Raw genomic sequence first — 19,698 nt, forward strand, 5'->3', positions numbered from 1 at the left:
GCGAGTCCCCTCTTGTGTATTGATGGACTAACACAGCTGATGTCCGATGCCCAGCCTATTGACAGCTTGCCGCACCGCGCCGCCGTGCCACCATCAGGCCATGCTCAGCCGCGCCGACGATTATCCCATCCACCAGACGCCGGAGCCGATCGCGGTTTCAGGGACGGACCGCAATTTCTACGATCGCTATTTCTTCAGCGCACAAGCGCCGGACGGCAGCGCGGTGGTGGGGGTGGCGATGGGCATCTATCCCCATCTCAATATCATCGATTGCGCGGTGTCGGTGCTGGCCGGTGGGGAGCAGCACAGCCTGTTCGCCAGCCGCATCCTGCACGGCGAGCGCATGAATCTGCGCGTTGGCCCGGTGACCCTCCATGTCGAGGAGCCGCTGCAGCGCCTGCGGCTGGCCATCGCGCCCAATGAGACGGGCATCGCCGGCGAATTGACCTTCACCGGCCGCGCCGCGCCGATATTGGAGCCGCGCTTCATCCGCCGCAACGGCACCCGCACGCTGATGGACGTGACGCGCATGACCCAGGGCGGGGCATGGACCGGCCAGATCAGCGCTGCCGGCGTGACCCATGATCTTGCCGGCTGGCGCGGCACCCGCGATCGCAGCTGGGGTGTGCGACCCATCGGTGCGCCTGATGCGCAAAGCCCGCAGCCGGTAACGCCGCCGCAATTCTTCTGGCTGTGGACACCGACGGCCTTTGATGATTGGCACCTGTTCTTCCATTCGAACGACGATGAACATGGCCGGCCGTGGAACCGCGCCGGCGTGCTGGTACGCCTGAAGGATGGCGCCGAATTCCCGTTGGAAGACGCCCGCATGGCGCTGGCCTTCCGCCCTGGCAGCCGCCATGCCGGCGCCGCCCGGCTGGAAGCGCGACTGCAGGACGGCCGGCCGGTGACAGTGGATTTCCGCATCGGCGCGAATTTCATGATGCGGGGCATCGGTTATGGCCACCCGGTGCGCGGGCACGGGATGTTCCAGGGGCCGGACGTGGTTTCGCACGAGCTGATCGAACTGGCCGGCGTCGATCCGGCCAACCCGATCAACGCGCATGTGCAGGGCCTGAGCGAGGCCAGCCTGTCGATCGGCGGCGCGGCGCCGCTGATGGGGCGCGGCCTGTTCGAGCAACTCGCGATTGGTCCACACGCACCGTCGGGTTTCAAGGAGCTGTTCGACCTTGCCGGCTGAACATCTCGCCCGTTTCCTGTCCGAACATTGGGGGGAACCGGTCAGCATCAGCGGCCTCAAGCGTTTCCACGGCGGTTCGGCGCGGCAGACCTATCGCTTCGACGCGATTGGCGCCTCCGGCCGGCGTGAAGCATTGGTGCTGCGCCGCGATCCGCCGTCGAGCCTGATCGAGACGGACCGGCTGGCCGAATATCGCGCCATCCAATGTTTTGCCGGCAGCAATGTTCCTGTGCCGGAGCCCATTTTCTGCGACGAGGGACCGGACAGTTTCGGCTCCCCCGGTTTCCTGATGCGCGAAGTGCCGGGCGGGGCCGCCGCCGGCCTGCTCGAACCCGAACCTTATGGCGAGCACGCGGCCGCCATCGGCCAGCAATTCTTCACGGCACTGGGCCGCATCCACGCCGCCGATCCGGCGCGTGCTAGACTGCCAGCCATGGCCTCGGCCGATGCGGCCGCTGCCCGGCTGGCACACTGGAAAGCGGCGTTCGATGCCGATGCCTTCCGCCCGGAACCGCTGCTCGATGCCGCCTTCCGCTGGCTGGCCGCCAATCTGCCGCCGCCGCCGGAATACATCAGCATCGTGCACGGCGACTATCGCTCCGGCAACTTCCTGCATGATGGGGCGGGAACGCTGCTGGCGGTGCTGGATTGGGAAATGGTCCATCCCGGTGACGCGCACGAGGATCTGGCCTGGGCCTGTGATCCCTTGTGGTCGAACTTTTCCGGCCGGCCCGCCGCCACGCTGCCGCTGGCCGAAGCCATTGCGACGTGGGAAGCCGCTTCCGGCTTGACGCTGAACCCGGAAAGCTGGCGCTGGTGGCGATTGTTTGCGCAGGTGCAGGGGCTGGTGATCTGGATCAGCGCTGCCCGCGAGATCATCGACGGCCGCAGCCATGATCCGGTGCTGATGTTTGCCGGCACCATCCCCTATCGCTTCCACTGTGTCACCCTGGCCCGCGCGTTGGAGGCCCTGACATGAGCCTGCCGCTCCCCGCCTTGCTGACTGCGCTGGCCAATGCCCAGGCCAATGAAGTTGCGCCCGCTCTGCAGCTGCTCGGCCAACCAGCCGCGCCCGATGCCAATTATGCCGGCGGCACCGCGGCAACATCGGCGCTGATCCTGATGATCGCGGCGGCGGAAACGGCCGCCAGGCCGGCTCGGGAAGCCGCCTGTGCCGCAGCAGCGCGCGCGCTGATTGGCGGCGCTGCGGATGGCCGCGACAGCCGAGCGGCGGCCCTGGGCGCCCTGCTGGCCCAGGGCGACAATCGGGCGCTGGCGCTGCTGAAAGCCGAAGCGGAAGCCGAATGGGCCGTGCTGGCCGGCCTGATGCTGCCGCCGCCGGTCGGGATCGAATAGGGGCAGAAACAGCTTCCCCTGCCGGAGGCTTTCGCGCACGATAGGGCCATGCTTGACGCCCGAACCACCCCGTCGCTCGCCGAAGTGCGCCTGTCGGAATATCGCGCGCCGGACTGGCTGGTGCCCGACGTGCAACTGGATTTCCGGCTTGATCCGGTGCGCACCGTGGTCAGGGCGCGGCTGACGGTGCAGCGCAACGGCCCGCACGATCGGCCGCTGGTGCTGGATGGCCATGCGCTGGAAACCACGTCGATCCACATCGATGGTCAGGCCGTTGCCGCCCGGCCCAATGGTGACACGCTCAGCCTTGCCATCTCTGGCGATACGGCGGTGGTGGAAACCGAAGTCGTCATCCATCCGCAGCGCAACACAAGGCTGATGGGGCTCTATGCCAGCGAAGGTCGGCTGGTCACGCAGTGCGAGGCGGAAGGCTTCCGTTCCATCACCTGGTTCCCCGATCGGCCGGATGTGCTCTCCCGCTATGCGGTGCGGCTGGAGGCGGACAAGGCGCAATTTCCGGTGCTGTTGTCCAACGGTGATCGCGGCGCGGCGCAGGATCTGCCCGGCGGCCGCCACGACATCAGCTGGACCGATCCCTGGCCCAAGCCTGCCTATCTGTTCGCGCTGGTCGCCGGGCAGTTGAGCGCGCTGGAGGATGAATTCGTCACCGCCAGTGGCCGCCATGTGAAGCTCGCCATCTGGACGGCGGCGAGCGATGTCTCGCGCTGCGCCCATGCCATGGCGGCGCTGAAGGCCAGCATGGACTGGGATGAGCGGGTGTATGGCCGCGAATATGATCTGGATGAATTCAACATCGTGGCGGTGGCCGATTTCAACGCCGGCGCGATGGAGAACAAGGGCCTCAACATCTTCAATTCGAAATATATTCTGGCCGACACCGAAACTGCCACCGATCAGGATTTCGATGCCGTGGCCGGCGTGGTGGCGCATGAATATTTCCACAACTGGACCGGCAATCGCGTCACCTGCCGCGACTGGTTCCAGCTCAGTCTGAAGGAAGGCCTCACCGTCTTCCGCGATCAGCAGTTCAGTGCCGATCAGGGCAGCGCGGCCGTGCGACGGATCGATGATGTGCGGGCGCTGCGCGCCGTGCAGTTCCCCGAAGATGCCGGGCCGCTGGCGCACCCGATCCGCCCGGATCATTATGTCGAGATCGCCAATTTCTACACCGCGACCATCTACAACAAGGGCGCCGAGGTGATCCGCATGCTGCACACGCTGCTGGGGGCCGAAGGTTTCCGGCGCGGTGCGGACCTGTATTTCGAGCGTCACGATGGCCAGGCCGTCACCTGCGAGGATTGGGTGAAGGCGATGGAAGACGCCAATGGCATCGATCTTGGCCAGTTCCGCCGCTGGTATGAACAGGCCGGCACACCGCGCGTGGCCGTCGATCTGCGGCAGGAAGGCAGCAAGCTGGAGGTGACGCTGCGCCAGTCGCTGGCGGCCACACCGGGCCAGCCGCACAAGCAGATGCTGCACATGCCGTTCCGCCTGGCGCTGATCGGCCGCCACAGCGGGGGCCGTGTCGGTGAGGAGCTGGTGGTGCAGCTGAAGGAAGCGGTGACCCACATCACCTTCGACACGGTGGCGGAACCCGTGCTGCCCAGCCTCAACCGCGGTTTTTCCGCGCCGGTGGTGGTGGAGGCCGAAACCGCGCGGGCTGATCTGGCTTTTCTGGCGGCCCATGATGACGATCCGTTCGCGCGTTGGGAGGCTTTCCAGCGCTTGGCCCTTTCGGTGCTGTCCACCGACGACAGCCCGGCAGAACTGGTGGAGGCGGTGCGCAATACGCTGCTCGATGGCGGTCTGGACGCCGCCTTCAAGGGCGAAGCCGTGCTGTTGCCGACCGAGGCGTTCATTGGCGATGCCGCTGCGCTGGTGGAAGTGGAAGCCATCCATCGCCGCCGCGATGCTGCCCGCCTCGCCATTGCGCAGGGTCTGGAAGCAATCTGGTGGGACACCTACCGCCAGTGCCAGTCGGCGCTGGCGGCCGATCCGGCAGCGCTCACGCCCGAAGCCAAGGGCGCGCGCCGGCTGGCCAATGTCGCGCTGGGCTATCTGGTCAGCGCCGGTTCGGACGCGGCGTTTGCGGCCGCCCGCCAGCAATATGATGCGGCCGCCACCATGACCGATCGCATGGGCGCGATGACGGCGCTGGTGAACAGCAGCAATCAGGCCTTGGCACCCGAGCGCGAGGCGGTGCTGGCCGATTTCCACCAGCGCTTTGCCAGCAATCCCGACGTGATCGACAAATGGTTCAGCGTGCAGGCACTGGCCAACCGGCCCGATGTGCTGGACAATGTGAAGGCGCTGATCGGCCACCGCGATTTCACCATCGTCAATCCCAACCGGTTGCGCAGCCTGATCGGCGCCTTTGCTGCCAATCAACGCTGGTTCCACAACGAAGATGGCGCCGGCTATCGCCTGCTCGCCGATCAGCTGATCGCGGTTGACCGCATCAATCCGCAAAGCGCTGCCCGGCTGGCGGTGCCGCTGGGCCGCTGGCGCCGCTTCGATGCCGCCCGCAGCGCCCTGATGCGCGGTGAACTGGAACGCATCGTCGGCACCACCGGCATGTCGAAGGACGTGCTGGAGATGGCGTCACGGGCATTGGCGTGAGCCTCGCAGAGCCGCCGCTGCCGCTGTTCTATCACCCCGATTATGCGCCGCCGCTGCCGCCGGGGCACCGTTTCCCGATGAGCAAATATGCGCTGCTGTTGCCGGCGCTGGCGGCGGCGCGGCAGGGCGTGCAAACGCTCGATCCCGACTTGATGCCGGTGGAATGGCTGCACGAAGTGCATGATCCGGGCTATATCGATGCCGTGCTCGCCGCCAGCGTGCCCCCCGACGTGGAGCGCCGCATCGGCCTGCCCGTCACGCCGGCCGTAGCCCGCCGCACCCGGCTGGTGGCCGGCGGCACGCACGCGGCGGCCTTGCATGCACTCGCTCACGGCTGGGCCGCCAACGGCGCCGGCGGCAGCCATCATGCCGGGCCGGACGGCGGTGCCGGCTATTGCGTCACCAATGATCTCGCCATTGCTGCCAACCGGTTGGTGGCCGAAGGCCAGGCACGCTGCATCCTGATCGTCGATTGCGACGTGCACCAGGGCGATGGCACGGCCCGCATCATGGCGGGTCGCGACGACATCATCACGCTGTCCATCCATGCCGAAAAGAATTTCCCGGTGCGCAAGGCGCGCTCCACCCATGATATCGGCCTGCCCGATGGCACCGGCGATGCGGATTATCTGGCGGCGCTGGAACCGGCGCTCAGCGCGCTGCTCGCCCGGCATCGGCCGGGGCTGGTGCTGCATCAGGCCGGCGTCGATCCGCACAAGGATGACAGGCTCGGCCGGCTGGCACTGACCGATGATGGCCTTGTTGCCCGCGAGGTGCTGGTGGCGCGGCTTGCAGCGCGGGCCGGGGCCGCGCTGGCGGTCACGTTGGGCGGCGGCTATGCCAATGATCCAGCCGATGTCGCCCGCCGCCATGCGCTGGCGCTGCGAGCCAGCTGGCAGGCATGGCGCACCGCTGCGAGGGATGCGGCCGCCTGACCGCGTAAGGCCGATGTGAAGATGGAAGCACCCGCGCCCGGATCAGCTCCCCCCGCCGCCACCCTGGCGACGGTGCTGATGCTGCGTGTGGCGGATGGTGACGGCGCTGCCTTCACCCAGTTGGTGCGCCTGCTCGAACGCCCGGCGCTGGCGCTGGCGTTTCGCACGCTGAATGACCGGGCCGGGGCCGAAGACGTCTGCCAGCAGGCCTTTGCACGGCTGTGGACGCACGGCCCCCGCTTCGATCCGGCGCGCGGTTCGGCCGAGGCCTGGTTCCGCCGCATCCTCGTCAATCTCTGCCTCGATCGCCGCCGTGCCCTTCGCCCGGTGCAGCCGCTCGATGCCGCTGCCGAACTGGCCGATCACCGCCCCGATCCCGAAGCCGCCGCCATCCGCGCCGATGGCCATGCCCGGCTGGAAATGGCGATGGCCCGGCTCAATCCGCGCCAGCGGCTGGCGCTCAGCCTGTTTCACGGCGACGGGCTCAGCATGGCCGAAATCGCCGATCAGATGGACACCACCGCCAAGGCTGTCGAGGGATTGCTTGGCCGCGCCCGTAATGAACTTAGAACCCTGATGAACGAAAGCCCAATCTCGTGACCGCCGCCCAACCCCCCGAAACCGAACTGGATGTGCTGCTTGCCCAATGGGCGGCGGCTCCGGTCGCGGGCGCGTCCGTTGATGTGGCCGCCATCCTGACGCTGCCGCAGCACCGCGAAGCACCGCGCCGTGCAGGCGCCGTGTGGCGCCCGGCACTGATGGCCGCCAGCCTGGCGCTGATGGTCGCCCTTGGTGGCTGGCTGGGCCTGTCTGATCGTTTTGCGTCCCCCCCAACGCAGATTGCTGCTGCCACGCCGTCGGCCGAGGCAGCAGCGGGCGAGGCCGAAGCCTTTGCCCTGGTATTCACGCCGACGGCTGCCGAGGAAGACCTGATATGACCCCCAAGACGCTGCTGCTGGCGGCGCTTATTGCTGCCGCCCCCGCCTTTGCCCAATCGGCGTCCCCCGCGCCGCCAGCGCCGCCCCAGATGGGCCATCATGCCGGCCAGAAGGGCCCGCATGGCATGGAACGCGGCATGGCCATGGGCGCCCGTATGTTCCCGTCCATGAGCGAGGCGGGACGCAAGACCATGCACGACGCCATGATGGCGGGCGGCAATCGCCGTGACGAACGCCAGAAGGTGGAAGTCGCGCGTGAGAAGATGCTGGCGGCGCTGGAGGCCGATCGTTTCGATGCCGCCGCCGTGAAGCGGGCCATGGACGAGGAACGTGCGCTTTCCGACGCCAGCCGTCAGCAGCGCCAGGCGGCGATGCTCGCGGCCTTCCAGAAGCTCAGCCCCGAAGACCGCAAGGCCTTCGTGACCGACAGCCGTGCCATGAAGACCCGCATGCAGGGCCGCATGGAAGGCTGGCGCGATCGGATGCGCAGCCGCATGCAGATGCGCCATCAGGGCCAGCCGCCGGCGCCTCCGGCACCGCCACAACCGGAAATCTGAACTTCGCAATCTGGACGGGCGCTTGCCCGAAACTCAGGCCCGCCAGCCCGTCTGGCGGGCCACTTCGTTCCAGGTGAGTTCGGCCAGTCGCCGCACGACGGGCCCAGTGGTCCCGCTGCCCACCTTCTGTCCGTCGATGCGCACCACCGGCAGGATCGGCGACGTGGTGGAGGTGAGGAAGGCCTCATCGGCTGCCAGGGCTTCGGCCAGCGTGAACGGCCGTTCCTCCACTTGCAATTGCGCCGCGCGCGCCAGCCGGATCAGGCTGTCCCGCGCGATGCCGGGCAGGATCGCCGTGCCGGTGGGGTGGGTGATGATGCGGCCGTCCTTCACGATCCAGGCGTTGGTGCTGCTGCCCTCGCGCACGATCCCGCCATCGGCCACCAGCCAGGCTTCGAACGCGCTGGCATCCTTGGCGGCCTGCTTGGCCAGCACATTGGCGAGCAGGCCGGTGGTCTTGATGTCGACCCGGCCCCAGCGATTGTCGGGCTGGGTGATGACGCTGATGCCGGTTTCGAGTTGCCTGATGCGCTGGGCGAAATCGAACCGCCGCACGGTCATAACAAGATTTGGCATGACCAGATTGGCCGGCGCCGCGCCCGGAAAGGCGTGATCGCGCTTCGCCGTCCCACGGCTCACCTGGATGTAGATGATGCACTCGGCAAAGCCATTGGCCGCGATCAGCCGCCGCGCCTGCAGGGTGAGCGGGCCATCGGCAATATCGAGCATGATGCCAAGTTCAGCGAGATTGCGGCGCAGGCGGGCACAATGGGGCTGCCAATCGAGGATGCGCCGGTTCATCACCGCGCACACTTCATACACGGCATCGCCGAACTGGGTGCCGCGATCCTCGATATGCAGCGTGGCATCAGCCAGCGGCAGGATGCGCCCGTTGACATAGGCCAGTTGCGGCATGGTGTTGCGTCCTCTTTCCTCTGTGCGAAGGAGCGTCTAGCGGCTGGCCCTCCTGATTGTCGAGAGAGAGCTGCCCCATGGCCACCCAGCTTGCCTGGTTCCGCAACGATCTGCGCCTCGCGGATCACGCCGCCCTGATCGCCGCGGCGGCGCGCGGGCCAGTGGCGGCGCTGTTTGTGCTGGATGATGAGACCCCTGGCGCATGGCGGGTGGGGGCGGCACAGCGCTGGTGGCTGCATCACAGCCTTGCCCGCCTTGGCCGCAGCATCGCCGAGGGTGGCGGCCGGCTGATCCTGCGCCGCGGCCGGGCCGGGCCGATCGTGCGGGCCGTGGCGGCCGAACTGGGGGCCGACGTTCATGCGCTCCTCCATCACGAACCGTGGGCGGCGGTGCAAGTGGCGGAAGCCGGCGCGGTGATCCCGCACCTGGGCGTCACACTGGCACCGCCGGAAAGCGTGCTGAGCGGCACTGGCGGGCGCTATCGCATCTTCACGCCATGGTGGAAGAAGTTGCTGGAACAGATGCCGCCGCCGCGCCCGCGCCCGGTGCCTGATCTGCGCTGGGCGGATGTGGGCAGCATCGCCAGCGATGATCTCAGCCAATGGGGCCTGTTGCCGACAGCGCCGGACTGGTCGGGCGGGTTCTCGCAGTGGCAGCCTGGCGAAGCCGGGGCCGCCGCGCGCCTGGCCGATTTTGCGCGCCGTGCTGCCCGCTACGAGACCGCGCGCAACCTGCCTTCCGTGGAAGGCACCTCGCGCCTTTCGCCGCATCTGGCGCTGGGTGAAGTCTCCCCCAACACCGCCTGGCACGTGATCGCCGATGCGGTGGGCGAGACCGTTGCCGAACCCTATCTGCGCGAACTGGGCTGGCGCGATTTTGCCGCCAACATCATCGATCAATTCCCCGATCACGGCGACGCGCCCAACCGTGAAGCCTTCAATCGCTTTCCATTCATCGATGATCCTGTGGGCCTCACCGCCTGGCAGCACGGCCAGACCGGCTATCCCATTGTTGATGCCGGCATGCGGCAGCTGTGGACCACGGGTTGGATGCACAACCGGGTGCGGATGATCACCGCCAGCTTTCTGGTGAAGCACCAACTGATCGACTGGCGCCACGGCGAACGCTGGTTCTGGGATTGCCTGGTCGATGCTGATTACGGCAGCAACGCGCAAGGGTGGCAGTGGGTGATGGGATCGGGCGTCGATTCATCGCCATTCAACCGCATATTCGCGCCGGTGGGGCAGAGCGCCAAGTTCGACGCTGCGGCCTATATCCGCCGCTGGGTGCCGGAACTGGCGCAGCTGCCCGACGACGCCATTCACGCGCCGTGGGAGGCTGGCGTGGCACTGATCCGCGCCGGTGTGAAGCTGGGCCGGGATTATCCCCAGCCGATCGTGAACCATGAAGCGGCGCGGGCGCGGGCGCTGGCGGCATGGGCGCAGGTCAAGAACGCCTAGACGTCCTTGCGGCGCAGCAGGAACAACAGGCTGATCACCCCCACGTAAATGGCCAGCGATGTCGCTTCGGCCTGGGTTGATTGCGCCATCAGCCAGGCGATGGCGGCAAAGGCCACCACGGCGGCCGGTTTCAGGATGCGCAGCGCTGCCACCGGGCCAGCCTGTTCGACGCCCAGGGCCCGCAGCCGCAGGGCCGCCGCGCAGCCGATGGCATAGCAGGACAGGCTGGCCAGCGTGGCGACGATGATCAGGGTTTCGAAACTGCCGCTGATCGCCAACCCGGCGGCGATCAGCACATGCGCGGCGATGGCGTTGCGTGGCACCTGCTGGCCAGGCTCGATCGCTGCCAGCCAGCGCGGCAGCAGGCCGCCACGGGCTGCTGCAAACACGATACGCGGCGAATTGAGTGCTTCGCTGGTGAGAAAGCCGAAGATCGAGATGATGGCGCCCACGGCCATCACCGCGCCCAGCCCCGGCGACACGCTGCCCAGCGCGGTGGCGAGCGGGGCAGGGGCTCCGGCCAGCGCATTGCCGATCAGCCCCTGCGCCACGGCCTGGATGCCGACATAGATCAGCACCACCAGGGTGAGCGCAATGGCGATGGCGCGCGGGATGGTGCGGGCCGGATCGCGCACTTCGCCGGCGACAGACAAGCCGCCTTCCATGCCGGTATAGATGAAGATCGCCATGATCGCGGCGCGGCCGATATCGGCATGGCCGCCGGCCAATGGCAGCACCAGATTGGCCGGTTCGGCAAACCAGGCGCCCACCAGCACAAACAGCGTGAGCGGCACCAGTTTGGAAACGGTGAACAGGCCGACAAACCGCGCCGCCGTGCCGACATTGCGGCTGTTGATGGCCAGCAGCACCAGATAGAGCAGCGCGATCAGCACGGGCCGCAGCGTCCCCGCCGCCAGGCCCGGCCACAACGCGCCAGCCGCATCGATGGCAGCATTGGCGAGCGCGCCGCTGGCCAGGATGTTCGCCGCCCAGGTGAGCGCGCCGGTGAGCCACCCCCAATAGGGGCCGAACGCCGCCGTGGTGAAGCCATAGACCCCGCCGCTCGCCGGCACGCGCGCCGAAGCTTCGGCAAAGCACAGCAGGATGGTGCCGACGACGCCGGCCGCCACGACATAGGCCAGTGGTGCCCACGCGCCGATGGCCGCGGCAATTTCGCCGGGAAGCGTGAAGATGCCGCCACCGATGACGATGCCGACCAGATTGCCGACCATGGCCCAAAGGCCGATGCCGGCGACCAGTCCGCCTGTCGTCTGTGTCCTGTTCATGCCTACCCCCTGCCTTGGCAGGCTAGGGGGAAGGCACAGGCTTGTCCATGGGATCAGGCCAGATCGAACAGCAGCGCTTCGGCCCCTTCATCCGACGACAAGGCCAGCGACGTGGCGTCCTTGACGGCCAGTCCATCGCCCTGCTTCAGGGCATGGCCGTCCACCACCAGCGCGCCGCGCGCCACCTGCACCCAGGCGTGGCCGCGCGTGATCGGTGTCGTGATCGCACCGCCCGGTGCCAGCACGGCGCGGGTGATGCTGGCGTCGCTGTGGATGGTAACGGCGCCTTCCGGCGCTTGCGGTGCGGCGACGATGTCCAGCCGCGATTCCCCGGCGGCGACGGTGGGCAGGGTCTTCTGCTCATAGCCCGGCGCGATACCGCGCTGGTTGGGCAGCAGCCAGATCTGGAGGAGATGCACCGGATCGCTGGCACTGGCGTTATACTCGCTGTGGCGGATGCCGGTGCCGGCGCTCATGCGCTGGGCTTCGCCGGGCCGGATCACGGCGCCGCTGCCGATGCTGTCCTTGTGCTCCAGCGCGCCATCGAGGATGTAGGTGACGATCTCCATATTGTCGTGGGGGTGGGTCGGGAACCCGCCGCCGCCGGCAATGCGATCCTCGTTGATCACGCGCAGGGCCCGGAAGCCCATGATCTTCGGGTCATAATAATTGCCGAAGGAGAAGCTGTGCTTGGCACGCAGCCAGCCATGATCGGCCTGGCCGCGCTGTTCGGAAAGACGGTGCAGATAGGTGGGCATGTCATGTCCCCTGTGTTGGGTTGCTTGCGGCCGATATGGGAGAGCGGGGGCAATGCACCAGATGCATGGGCGTCGCAGCAGCCATGTCAGAAGGGAATGACTTCGCCCTGCCAGTCGAGCAGCAGGCCGGAGTGTGCCGGCGTGGCCTGATCGATCACGCGCAGCAGATGGCGGGCGGATTCCTCCTGCGTGAACAGCGTCTTCACGCCTTTCTGGAAGGGTTTGGACAGGCCGGAATCGACCGTGCCGGGGTGCAGCGCCAGCAGGATCTGCTCAGGATTTCGCCGCGCCTGTTCGATGGCCATGGTACGGATGAGCTGGTTCAGCGCCGCCTTTGACGCGCGATAGCTGTGCCAGCCGCCCAGCCGGTTGTCGGCAATCGAGCCGACACGGGCGGAGAGCGCCGCCAGCACGGTCTTGCGGCCTTTCGGCATCAGCGGCAGCACGGCGCGGGCGACGAGCGCCGGCCCGACTGTGTTGATGGCGAAGGCGGTGGTGAGCGCTGCGGCGGAAAGCTGGCTGTTGGCTTTTTCCGGACTGAGCCCGGCGCCGTGCAGCACGCCGGTGGCGATGAACACCAGGTCGGGCGGGGCGGTGAGGGCGGCCGCGGCTGCGTCGATGCTGGCCGGATCGGTGAGGTCAACGCCGCCCGACCGGCTCCAGCGCGTCACGCTGACTACATCGGGATCGGTATGGAGCAGATCGGCAAAGGCCGCGCCGATGCCACCGGTTGCGCCGACGACGAGCGCATGCAGGCCGGGCTGAAAACTGGGGAGGAGGGTCATGCCAAGGCTTTAACCCGGGACGGATTGAAGGTCAGGGACCGCGTGGTCGCAGGTCAACCTCGCTCGCAGTAGCTTCCAGCTTCGACCCAGCCACCACCGGCATCCAAACACGCGTCGACGCTCAACCAGCCGTTCAGGGTCCATCCGGCAACAAAGCAACCAGCCGTCAACATCAGGACCGCCAGCCGTTGCAACGCAGGCCTCACTCCTTCTCCATCGTACACTGCAGCGGGTGCTGGTGCTGACGGGCAAAATCGATGACCTGGTTCACCTTGGTCTCGGCCACTTCATAGGTGAAGATGCCGCACACACCCACGCCGCGCTGGTGCACATGCAGCATCACCCGCGTCGCATCCTCGATGGTCATCTTGAAAAAGCGCTGCAGGGTGAGGACGACGAACTCCATCGGGGTGTAATCGTCGTTCAGCATCAGCACCTTGTAGAGCGCCGGCTTGGCCGTCCTGGTTTCGGGCTTGGTGGCCAGGCCCACACCGGTGCGGCCGCCGCCGCCCCCGGCGTCACCAGCGTCGCGCTCGTCATCAGTCATGCGCGGTTCAAGGCCAGCCAGCATCAAGGGAAACCCGGGGAAAAGGGGAGCAATACGCACCTATATAGCAAATCGCTGGGCCAAAAAAAGGGGCGCGACAACGCGAAAGGGGCGAGCCGCCATGCTGGCCGCTCGCCCCCTTGCTGTCACGCCGGCCCGGTCGGGCGGCGCGGCGTGCCTACTTGCCAGGCGCTTACTTGACGGTCCAGGCCGACTTCAGCTTGTCGGTGGCAACTGCCATCTGGTTCTGCATCGGCTCCATCACTTCGCCGGCGAGCTTGACCATCATTTCGGTCATCTTGCTGTACTGGGCGACAGCTTCGTCGAACTGCGCCTTGGCGAAATCGCTCTGCAGCTGCATCAGATCGTTCGGGGTCTTGGCAGTGGCCATGGTCTTCATCATGGCGGTGGTGCCTTCGAACGACTTCTTCGACGCTTCGGTCAGGTGCGCCATCAGCTGCTCGATGCCAGCGGTGGCGGCCTTGGCCGAGGTCATCAGCGCGTCAACGCTGGTGCGCGTCACTTCGGTCATTTCGTCCATGCTCTTCATGCTGGCTTCGACAGCTTCCTTGGACTTGGCGGCAACCTGCTCCATGGCGGCCTTGCCATTGCTCATGGCGGCTTCGGCCTGGGTGCTCAGCTGGCTGACGGTGGTGCGAACGGCGTCCTGGGTGGTTTCAAAAGCGGTGGCCATGATCGGCTCCTTTCGTGCGGATTCGGAAGAGGGTGAAGTGGAGGTAATCGGGTCAACAGTCGCGGCGGGTTCCAGATCGGCGGGTTCCGGCGTGAACCTTGGCTTGGCAGCGGCCGGGGCCACCACCGGTTCGGGCGCCGGAGCAACGACGATTTCTGGCGCCGATGCAGCGACAGTTTCAACCACCACTTCAGCCACCGGCGGTTCCGGTGCAGTTGCGATGGTCACGGCTTCAGCCTTTGCTGCAGGCGCCGACTTGGCCGGCACCTTGGCCTGAGCCGGCGCACGCTTGGCGGCTGGCTTGGACTTGGGCGCTGAGGTCTTGCTGGTCATCTGCGTCTCCGGCTTTGCTGCAATGCAACATAACCAGACTGCAGGCCGCTTTCAAGAGGGACCATGTTGCAGTGCAACAAAATTCCTGCAGCCGTTGTCGGTGTCAGTGCGAAGCCCAATGCAAGCCCTTGCCATCACAGGAAAGAGTCTTGCCGGCGCGCGCGGCCGTGGCCAGCAGCATGCTGGCCACGGCGCTGCGATTGTCGCTGGCGGGTTCGCCCGCAAACACCGCGGCGACCGAATCGGGCCAGTTGCAGCCCTGGGGCACTTCGACCCCGTCCATCGTCACCACCAGCGCCCGCGTGCGGTTCAGATCGGCCACCAGCATGGCGCAGCCGGCGACCAGCGGCGCCATGCCATCGATGGCATCGCCGGTGAACTGCCAGTCCACGCTGGTGCCATCCAGCCCGGCCATCACCAGCCGGCCCAGCGGGGCACCGGCCATGGCGCTTTCCCCGGCGCCCAGCGCCAGCCGCACCAGCCGCAGCCGCCCGGTCAGGCGCTGCGCGCCCGACATGATCAGCTCGTTGATCTCGGCATCGGGTTTCACATCGTCCAGCAATTCACTGGCGGTCATCACGCTGGCAATCGGCGTGGCCAGATCATGGCACAGCCAGCGCACAACCCAATGGCTCAAGTCACTCATCACTCCACCCCCGGTTCGGCGGAGGGAGACTTGCCCCCGCCATCGTCTCGCATCATCAGGCCCAGCGCGATCAGGCGGCCATCGCCATCCTGCGCCAATTCGAAATCCAGTCGCTCCCCCGGCAGCAAACGTGACAGCCCGGCCGCATTCACCGCCGAAACATGCACGAACACATCACGCGGGCCCAGATCGGGCGTGATGAAGCCATAGCCCTTCTTGCCATCAAACCACTTCACTTCGCCACTGGCCATCATGCCACCTCGATGGCGATGGGCTGGAACGTGGCCGGGCCGGGGCCAGTGGCTTGCGGCACCCACGCGGCGATGTCGCCGCCAGCGATGATCAGCCAGATCTGGCCGTTTTCGCTGGCACGGCCGGCATCGCGCGCCGAAGGCTCGCGGCGACCATTGGGGTGGCTGTGCCAGTGGCCGATCACCTGGCGGCCCTCGCCACGCGCGGTGCGGTGCGCCGCCAGCAATGTGGCCGGATCAATCTCGAAACTGCGGGCGGAATCGCGCGCGACATTGCGCGCCGGCACCAGCGTTTCGACCCGACCAGAGCGGCCCAGCAACAAGCCACACACTTCCTCGTCCGGGGTGGCGGCTGCTGTTGCCAGCAAAAACTGCCGATCCCCGCTTGATATCTGCAACTTCATGCCAACATCGCTAGGCTATGGGGGCTGAAAAGTCGATATTGATCACCTTGCCGGCCACGGCGGCGGGCCAGCGTCTGGACAAGGCGCTGGCCGAAGCCGTGCCGCTGTACAGCCGCGAGCGGTTGAAGAACCTGGTGCAGGGCGGCCGCCTGACGGGCGCGGCGGGCGTGATCTGGGATCCGGCCACCAAGATGAAGGGCGGCGAGACGCTCACCCTTGACGTGCCGGAAGCCCGCCCATCGGATACAGTCGCCCAGGATATCCCGCTCGCCATCGTGCACGAGGATGATCATCTGCTGGTGGTGGACAAGCCGGCCGGGCTGGTCGTGCATCCGGCCGCCGGTAACTATGATGGCACCATGGTCAATGCACTGTTGCACCATTGCGCCGGGCGGCTTTCGGGCATTGGCGGTGTGGCGCGGCCGGGCATTGTCCACCGTATCGACAAGGACACTTCGGGGCTGCTGGTCGTCGCCAAGACCGACAAGGCCCACGAGGGCCTTGCGGCGCAGTTTGCCCGCCACGATGTGACACGCCGCTATACCGCCGTGGTGGGCGGCGTGCCGGTGCCGCCGGCCGGCCGCATCGAAGGCGCGCTGGCGCGCAGCACCACCAACCGACAGAAAATCGCCATCGTGAAGGATGGCCGCGGCAAACATGCCGTCACCCACTTTCGCACGGTCGCGGCCTTCACGGGTGCGGCGCAGGTGGAATGTCGGCTGGAAACCGGCCGCACCCACCAGATCCGCGTTCACATGGCGTCCATCGGCCATGCCCTATTGGGCGATGCCGTGTATGGACGCGCTCCCGGAAAACTGGCTGCCCTGCTCAAGGAACTGGCCTTTGAACGCCAGGCCCTGCACGCGGCCACACTGGGGTTTGTGCATCCCGTGACCCAAGAAAAGCTTTGTTTCGAAAGCCCCCTGCCAGCCGATATGGTGGCGTTGATCGGTCGCCTGAACGGGACCGGACTGGAGTGAAACGATGAGTGCAAATCTTCCCGCCGTGAAGCAGACGAGCATCCCGGCCCTGGGCTCGGAAGCCGGGCTGAACCGCTATCTGGCCGAAATCCGCAAGTTTCCGCTCTTGAGCCCGGAACAGGAATATATGCTGGCCAAGCGCTGGCAGGAGCATCAGGACCCGGCCGCTGCCACCAAGCTGGTGACCAGCCACCTGCGGCTCGTGGCGCGCATCGCCATGGGCTATCGCGGCTATGGCCTGCCGGTGAACGAGCTGATTGCCGAGGGCAACATCGGCCTGATGCAGGGCGTGCGCAAATTCGATGCCGAAAAGGGCTTCCGCCTCGCAACCTATGCCATGTGGTGGATCAAGGCGGCGATTCAGGAATATATCCTGCGCAGCTGGAGCCTGGTGAAGATCGGCACGACGGCCGCCCAGAAAAAACTGTTTTTCAACCTGCGCCGGCTGAAGGGCAAGATCGGCGCGGTGGAAGACGGCGATCTGCGTCCCGAGCAGGTGGAGCAGATCGCCACCACGCTGGGCGTGAATGAAGACGAAGTCGTCTCGATGAACCGGCGCATGGGCCATGGCGGTGACGCCAGCCTCAACACGCCGCTGCGCGAGGAAGGCGAGGGCCAGTGGCAGGATTGGCTGGCCGATGATGGCCCGCTGGCCGATGAACTTCTGGCCGACAGCGAAGAGCGGGACCAGCGGCACGCCTTGCTGGTGACGGCGATGGCGACATTGAACGAGCGCGAGCGCGATATCCTCACCCAGCGCCGGCTGATCGACGAACCGGAAACGCTGGAGGAACTGTCACAGCGCTACGACATCAGCCGCGAACGCGTGCGCCAGATCGAGGTGCGCGCCTTCGAGAAGCTGGCCAAGGCGATGCAGACCGCCGCCGCCGAACAGCGGCTGCTGCCAGAGCAAGTCTGAGCGCCTGTTTCGGCGCTAGCACATTGACGGCCGCGCCCGACTGGCGGCAGATGCAGCCATGATCGGGCGCGCCATCGGGGTTCTTGTCAGCTGGTTTTTCCGGCTGCTGGGTGCTGTCATCCTGCTCAGCATCATCTGGGTGGTGGCCTATCGTTTCCTGCCGCCGCCGATGACCTGGCTGATGGCGCGCGACGCCATCGCAGGCCAGCGGGTGAAACATGCGTGGGTGCCGCTCACCGCCATGTCGCGCAGCCTGCCGCGCGCCGTGATCGGGGCGGAAGATGCCAATTTCTGCTATCACCACGGCGTTGATTTCGAAGCGGTCAAGGCCGCCGCCGAGGCCAATCTGAAGGGCCGCAAGCTTCGCGGCGGCTCCACCATCAGCCAGCAGACCGCCAAGAACGCCTTCCTGTGGCCGGAACGATCCTATGTGCGCAAGGGCCTGGAAGTCTGGTTCACCGGCCTGATCGAGCTGTTGTGGGGCAAGCCGCGGATCATGGAAGTCTATCTCAACATCGTCGAGATGGGGCCGGGCATCTATGGGATGCCGGCGGCGTCGATCCATTATTTCGGCACCAAGGTGGACAGGCTGTCGCCGGCCCAGGCGGCAAAATTGACCGCCATCCTGCCCCAGCCCATCAAGCGCAGCGTCAACAAGCCCTCCAGGTCCGTGCGCCGCTATGCCCGCCGCATCGAAAAGCGCGTTCGGGTCGTGCGCGATGAGGGCATTGACGCCTGCCTGTGGAATTGACGACCAACAAGTATCAGGCCGGCACCACCAGATATTTCTGCCCCGTGGCACGGCGATACCAGCCGGCGACGGCCGCCGGTTCCAGCATTTCTTCCAGGCTCACCTTGTGGCTGTAATGGCTGGCGAAGGTGGTGGTCAGTTCATCGGCCACGCGCTGCTTCAGCCGGGCATAGGTGCCGGGGCCAAAGGTGCGCATGCGCGGGAACAGCAGCCAGCCGCCCACCGCCCAGGCCATGCCGAAACCGCGTCCGAAGGTCGTCGGCGCCATGTCGAGCCCGCCATAGATATAAACCTGCTTCAGCACTTCCGAGCCATAGCGGCTGTAGCCGCCAGGACGGCTGTTGATCGCCGCTTCCATCGCCGTGAGGATCTGCCCGGCCAGCGGCCCGCCGCCGATCGCATCAAAGGCCAGGGTCGCGCCGGTTTCAGTGCAGGCCGCCACCAGCTGCGCCATGAAATCGGGCGCGGTGGAATCGATCACGTGGGTGGCACCAATGGCCTTCAGGATCGCCACCTGCTCGGCCGATCGCACGATGTTTACCAATGGCACGCCATCGGCCTTGCAGATTTTCACCAGCATCTGGCCCAGGTTCGAGGCAGCAGCAGTGTGGACGATGGCGCTATGGCCTTCGGCGCGCATGGTTTCAACAAAACCCAGCGCCGTCAGCGGGTTGACGAAGCAGGATGCGCCCTGTTCGGCCGTCGCACTTTCCGGCAGCACCAGCGCTTCCTCGGCCTTCACCACGCGATAATCGGCATAGGTCGCGCCGCCGATGATGGCGACCTTGCGGCCCAGCAGATGCTCCGCACCCGCACCGGCGGCGACCACGGTGCCGGCCCCTTCATTGCCGCAGGGCATCGCCTGATCGGCGCGCGCCGCCATCGCCCGCATCAGCGCCGGCGGCACCTGTGCACGGATCGCCCCGGGCTCGGCACGCACGGTGGTCATGTCGGCCGCGCCGGTGAGCAGGCCGATATCCGACGGGTTGATGGGCGCCGCTTCGATGCGGATCTTGATCTCGCCGGCGCCGGCTTCCGGTTCCGGCACGTCGGCCAGCGCCAGGATGAGTTCACCGGCAGAGGTGATGGTTGATTGCAGCTGGCGCATGGGTCGTGTCCTCGGGTTGAAATCAGTAGATGCCGCCGCATTGGCGCTCGAATCGGGTAACGATGTCGGCCGCGCGGGCCTGTTCGCGGCGGGCGCTGGCAGCGTCGATCGGGCGCGGCCGGCCCAGTTCGGCAAGCCGTGCGCGCAGGTGGGCAACGGCATCGGCCTTGGCCACCGTCCACGCCCGCCCGCCTGCCGGCAGCAGATCGGCTTCCGGCAGCGCATTGCGGCGGG

At 66.8% G+C, this 19,698-nt stretch carries 23 protein-coding genes; 12 read left to right on the forward strand and 11 right to left on the reverse strand.

Features of this window, described 5'->3' with window-relative positions; genetic code table 11:
- The first annotated feature begins 100 nt into the window (after nucleotides 1-100).
- The 8 genes from D619_RS0104485 to D619_RS0104520 are packed head-to-tail and all read left to right on the forward strand — an operon-like array spanning nucleotide 101 to nucleotide 7,627.
- The gene (locus D619_RS0104485) at nucleotides 101-1,201 is read left to right on the forward strand and encodes a hypothetical protein (protein WP_017667375.1); all 1,101 of its coding nucleotides are present in this window, start codon (nucleotides 101-103) and stop codon (nucleotides 1,199-1,201) included.
- Nucleotides 1,191-2,180: a phosphotransferase family protein gene (locus D619_RS0104490; protein WP_017667376.1), complete on the forward strand. Its 990-nt coding sequence runs from the start codon at nucleotides 1,191-1,193 to the stop codon at nucleotides 2,178-2,180. The genes D619_RS0104485 and D619_RS0104490 overlap by 11 nt, the downstream gene beginning before the upstream one ends.
- Nucleotides 2,177-2,557, forward strand: coding sequence for a hypothetical protein (locus tag D619_RS0104495; RefSeq protein WP_017667377.1), 381 nt, complete (start codon nucleotides 2,177-2,179; stop codon nucleotides 2,555-2,557). Before D619_RS0104490 ends, D619_RS0104495 begins: the two co-directional genes overlap by 4 nt.
- A gap of 48 nt (nucleotides 2,558-2,605) precedes the next feature.
- Nucleotides 2,606-5,197, forward strand: coding sequence for an aminopeptidase N (gene pepN, locus D619_RS0104500; RefSeq protein WP_017667378.1), 2,592 nt, complete (start codon nucleotides 2,606-2,608; stop codon nucleotides 5,195-5,197).
- The gene (locus D619_RS0104505) at nucleotides 5,194-6,132 is read left to right on the forward strand and encodes a histone deacetylase (RefSeq protein ID WP_017667379.1); all 939 of its coding nucleotides are present in this window, start codon (nucleotides 5,194-5,196) and stop codon (nucleotides 6,130-6,132) included. The genes pepN and D619_RS0104505 overlap by 4 nt, the downstream gene beginning before the upstream one ends.
- Before the next feature lie 21 nt (nucleotides 6,133-6,153).
- The gene (locus D619_RS0104510) at nucleotides 6,154-6,732 is read left to right on the forward strand and encodes a sigma-70 family RNA polymerase sigma factor (protein ID WP_020480384.1); all 579 of its coding nucleotides are present in this window, start codon (nucleotides 6,154-6,156) and stop codon (nucleotides 6,730-6,732) included.
- Entirely contained in the window at nucleotides 6,729-7,070 is a 342-nt protein-coding gene (locus tag D619_RS0104515; RefSeq protein WP_017667381.1) for a hypothetical protein, read from the forward strand. Before D619_RS0104510 ends, D619_RS0104515 begins: the two co-directional genes overlap by 4 nt.
- Nucleotides 7,067-7,627: a periplasmic heavy metal sensor gene (locus D619_RS0104520; RefSeq protein WP_017667382.1), complete on the forward strand. Its 561-nt coding sequence runs from the start codon at nucleotides 7,067-7,069 to the stop codon at nucleotides 7,625-7,627. Before D619_RS0104515 ends, D619_RS0104520 begins: the two co-directional genes overlap by 4 nt.
- 33 nt (nucleotides 7,628-7,660) lie before the next feature.
- On the opposite strand, the gene D619_RS0104525 is transcribed toward D619_RS0104520, so the two are convergent.
- A complete protein-coding gene (locus D619_RS0104525) occupies nucleotides 7,661-8,542 on the reverse strand; it encodes a D-amino-acid transaminase (RefSeq protein WP_017667383.1) in 882 nt (293 codons plus the stop codon).
- 77 nt (nucleotides 8,543-8,619) lie between these two features.
- Here D619_RS0104525 and D619_RS0104530 point away from each other — a divergent pair, with 77 nt between their 5' ends.
- The gene (locus D619_RS0104530) at nucleotides 8,620-10,002 is read left to right on the forward strand and encodes a deoxyribodipyrimidine photo-lyase (protein WP_017667384.1); all 1,383 of its coding nucleotides are present in this window, start codon (nucleotides 8,620-8,622) and stop codon (nucleotides 10,000-10,002) included.
- Here D619_RS0104530 and D619_RS0104535 read toward each other — a convergent pair.
- The 8 genes from D619_RS0104535 to D619_RS0104570 form a co-directional block, all read right to left on the reverse strand.
- Nucleotides 9,999-11,288: an APC family permease gene (locus D619_RS0104535; protein ID WP_017667385.1), complete on the reverse strand. Its 1,290-nt coding sequence runs from the start codon at nucleotides 11,286-11,288 to the stop codon at nucleotides 9,999-10,001. The two genes, D619_RS0104530 and D619_RS0104535, sit on opposite strands and share 4 nt — an antisense overlap.
- A gap of 53 nt (nucleotides 11,289-11,341) precedes the next feature.
- Complete coding sequence (locus D619_RS0104540) at nucleotides 11,342-12,046, reverse strand: pirin family protein (protein WP_017667386.1); 705 nt, start codon at nucleotides 12,044-12,046, stop codon at nucleotides 11,342-11,344.
- A gap of 86 nt (nucleotides 12,047-12,132) precedes the next feature.
- Complete coding sequence (locus D619_RS0104545; protein WP_017667387.1) at nucleotides 12,133-12,831, reverse strand: SDR family NAD(P)-dependent oxidoreductase; 699 nt, start codon at nucleotides 12,829-12,831, stop codon at nucleotides 12,133-12,135.
- Between the two features lie 202 nt (nucleotides 12,832-13,033).
- Complete coding sequence (gene clpS, locus D619_RS0104550) at nucleotides 13,034-13,378, reverse strand: ATP-dependent Clp protease adapter ClpS (RefSeq protein ID WP_026090712.1); 345 nt, start codon at nucleotides 13,376-13,378, stop codon at nucleotides 13,034-13,036.
- 193 nt (nucleotides 13,379-13,571) lie between these two features.
- Nucleotides 13,572-14,405, reverse strand: coding sequence for a phasin family protein (phaP, locus tag D619_RS17135; RefSeq protein WP_017667389.1), 834 nt, complete (start codon nucleotides 14,403-14,405; stop codon nucleotides 13,572-13,574).
- 103 nt (nucleotides 14,406-14,508) lie between these two features.
- The gene (locus D619_RS0104560) at nucleotides 14,509-15,051 is read right to left on the reverse strand and encodes a hypothetical protein (RefSeq protein ID WP_152417299.1); all 543 of its coding nucleotides are present in this window, start codon (nucleotides 15,049-15,051) and stop codon (nucleotides 14,509-14,511) included.
- Nucleotides 15,051-15,302: a cold-shock protein gene (locus D619_RS15570; protein ID WP_051033454.1), complete on the reverse strand. Its 252-nt coding sequence runs from the start codon at nucleotides 15,300-15,302 to the stop codon at nucleotides 15,051-15,053. Before D619_RS15570 ends, D619_RS0104560 begins: the two co-directional genes overlap by 1 nt.
- A complete protein-coding gene (locus D619_RS0104570) occupies nucleotides 15,302-15,670 on the reverse strand; it encodes a M67 family metallopeptidase (RefSeq protein ID WP_243442604.1) in 369 nt (122 codons plus the stop codon). Before D619_RS0104570 ends, D619_RS15570 begins: the two co-directional genes overlap by 1 nt.
- A 53-nt stretch (nucleotides 15,671-15,723) precedes the next feature.
- Here D619_RS0104570 and D619_RS0104575 point away from each other — a divergent pair, with 53 nt between their 5' ends.
- Genes D619_RS0104575 through mtgA form a run of 3 tightly spaced genes read left to right on the forward strand, consistent with a single transcriptional unit; the run spans nucleotide 15,724 to nucleotide 18,356 of the window.
- Entirely contained in the window at nucleotides 15,724-16,686 is a 963-nt protein-coding gene (locus D619_RS0104575) for an RluA family pseudouridine synthase (protein ID WP_017667393.1), read from the forward strand.
- A 4-nt stretch (nucleotides 16,687-16,690) separates the two neighbouring features.
- Complete coding sequence (rpoH, locus tag D619_RS0104580) at nucleotides 16,691-17,605, forward strand: RNA polymerase sigma factor RpoH (protein WP_033372893.1); 915 nt, start codon at nucleotides 16,691-16,693, stop codon at nucleotides 17,603-17,605.
- A 58-nt stretch (nucleotides 17,606-17,663) separates the two neighbouring features.
- Entirely contained in the window at nucleotides 17,664-18,356 is a 693-nt protein-coding gene (mtgA, locus tag D619_RS0104585) for a monofunctional biosynthetic peptidoglycan transglycosylase (protein ID WP_017667395.1), read from the forward strand.
- A gap of 13 nt (nucleotides 18,357-18,369) precedes the next feature.
- Here mtgA and D619_RS0104590 read toward each other — a convergent pair whose 3' ends face one another.
- Both D619_RS0104590 and D619_RS18015 read right to left on the reverse strand, forming a co-directional pair.
- Entirely contained in the window at nucleotides 18,370-19,464 is a 1,095-nt protein-coding gene (locus D619_RS0104590) for a zinc-binding dehydrogenase (protein WP_017667396.1), read from the reverse strand.
- Nucleotides 19,465-19,486: 22 nt separating this feature from the next.
- The coding region (locus D619_RS18015; protein WP_026090713.1) for a hypothetical protein at nucleotides 19,487-19,698 on the reverse strand (212 nt) is incomplete at its 5' end.

Source organism: Sandarakinorhabdus sp. AAP62 (assembly GCF_000331225.1).
Lineage (GTDB): Bacteria > Pseudomonadota > Alphaproteobacteria > Sphingomonadales > Sphingomonadaceae > Sandarakinorhabdus.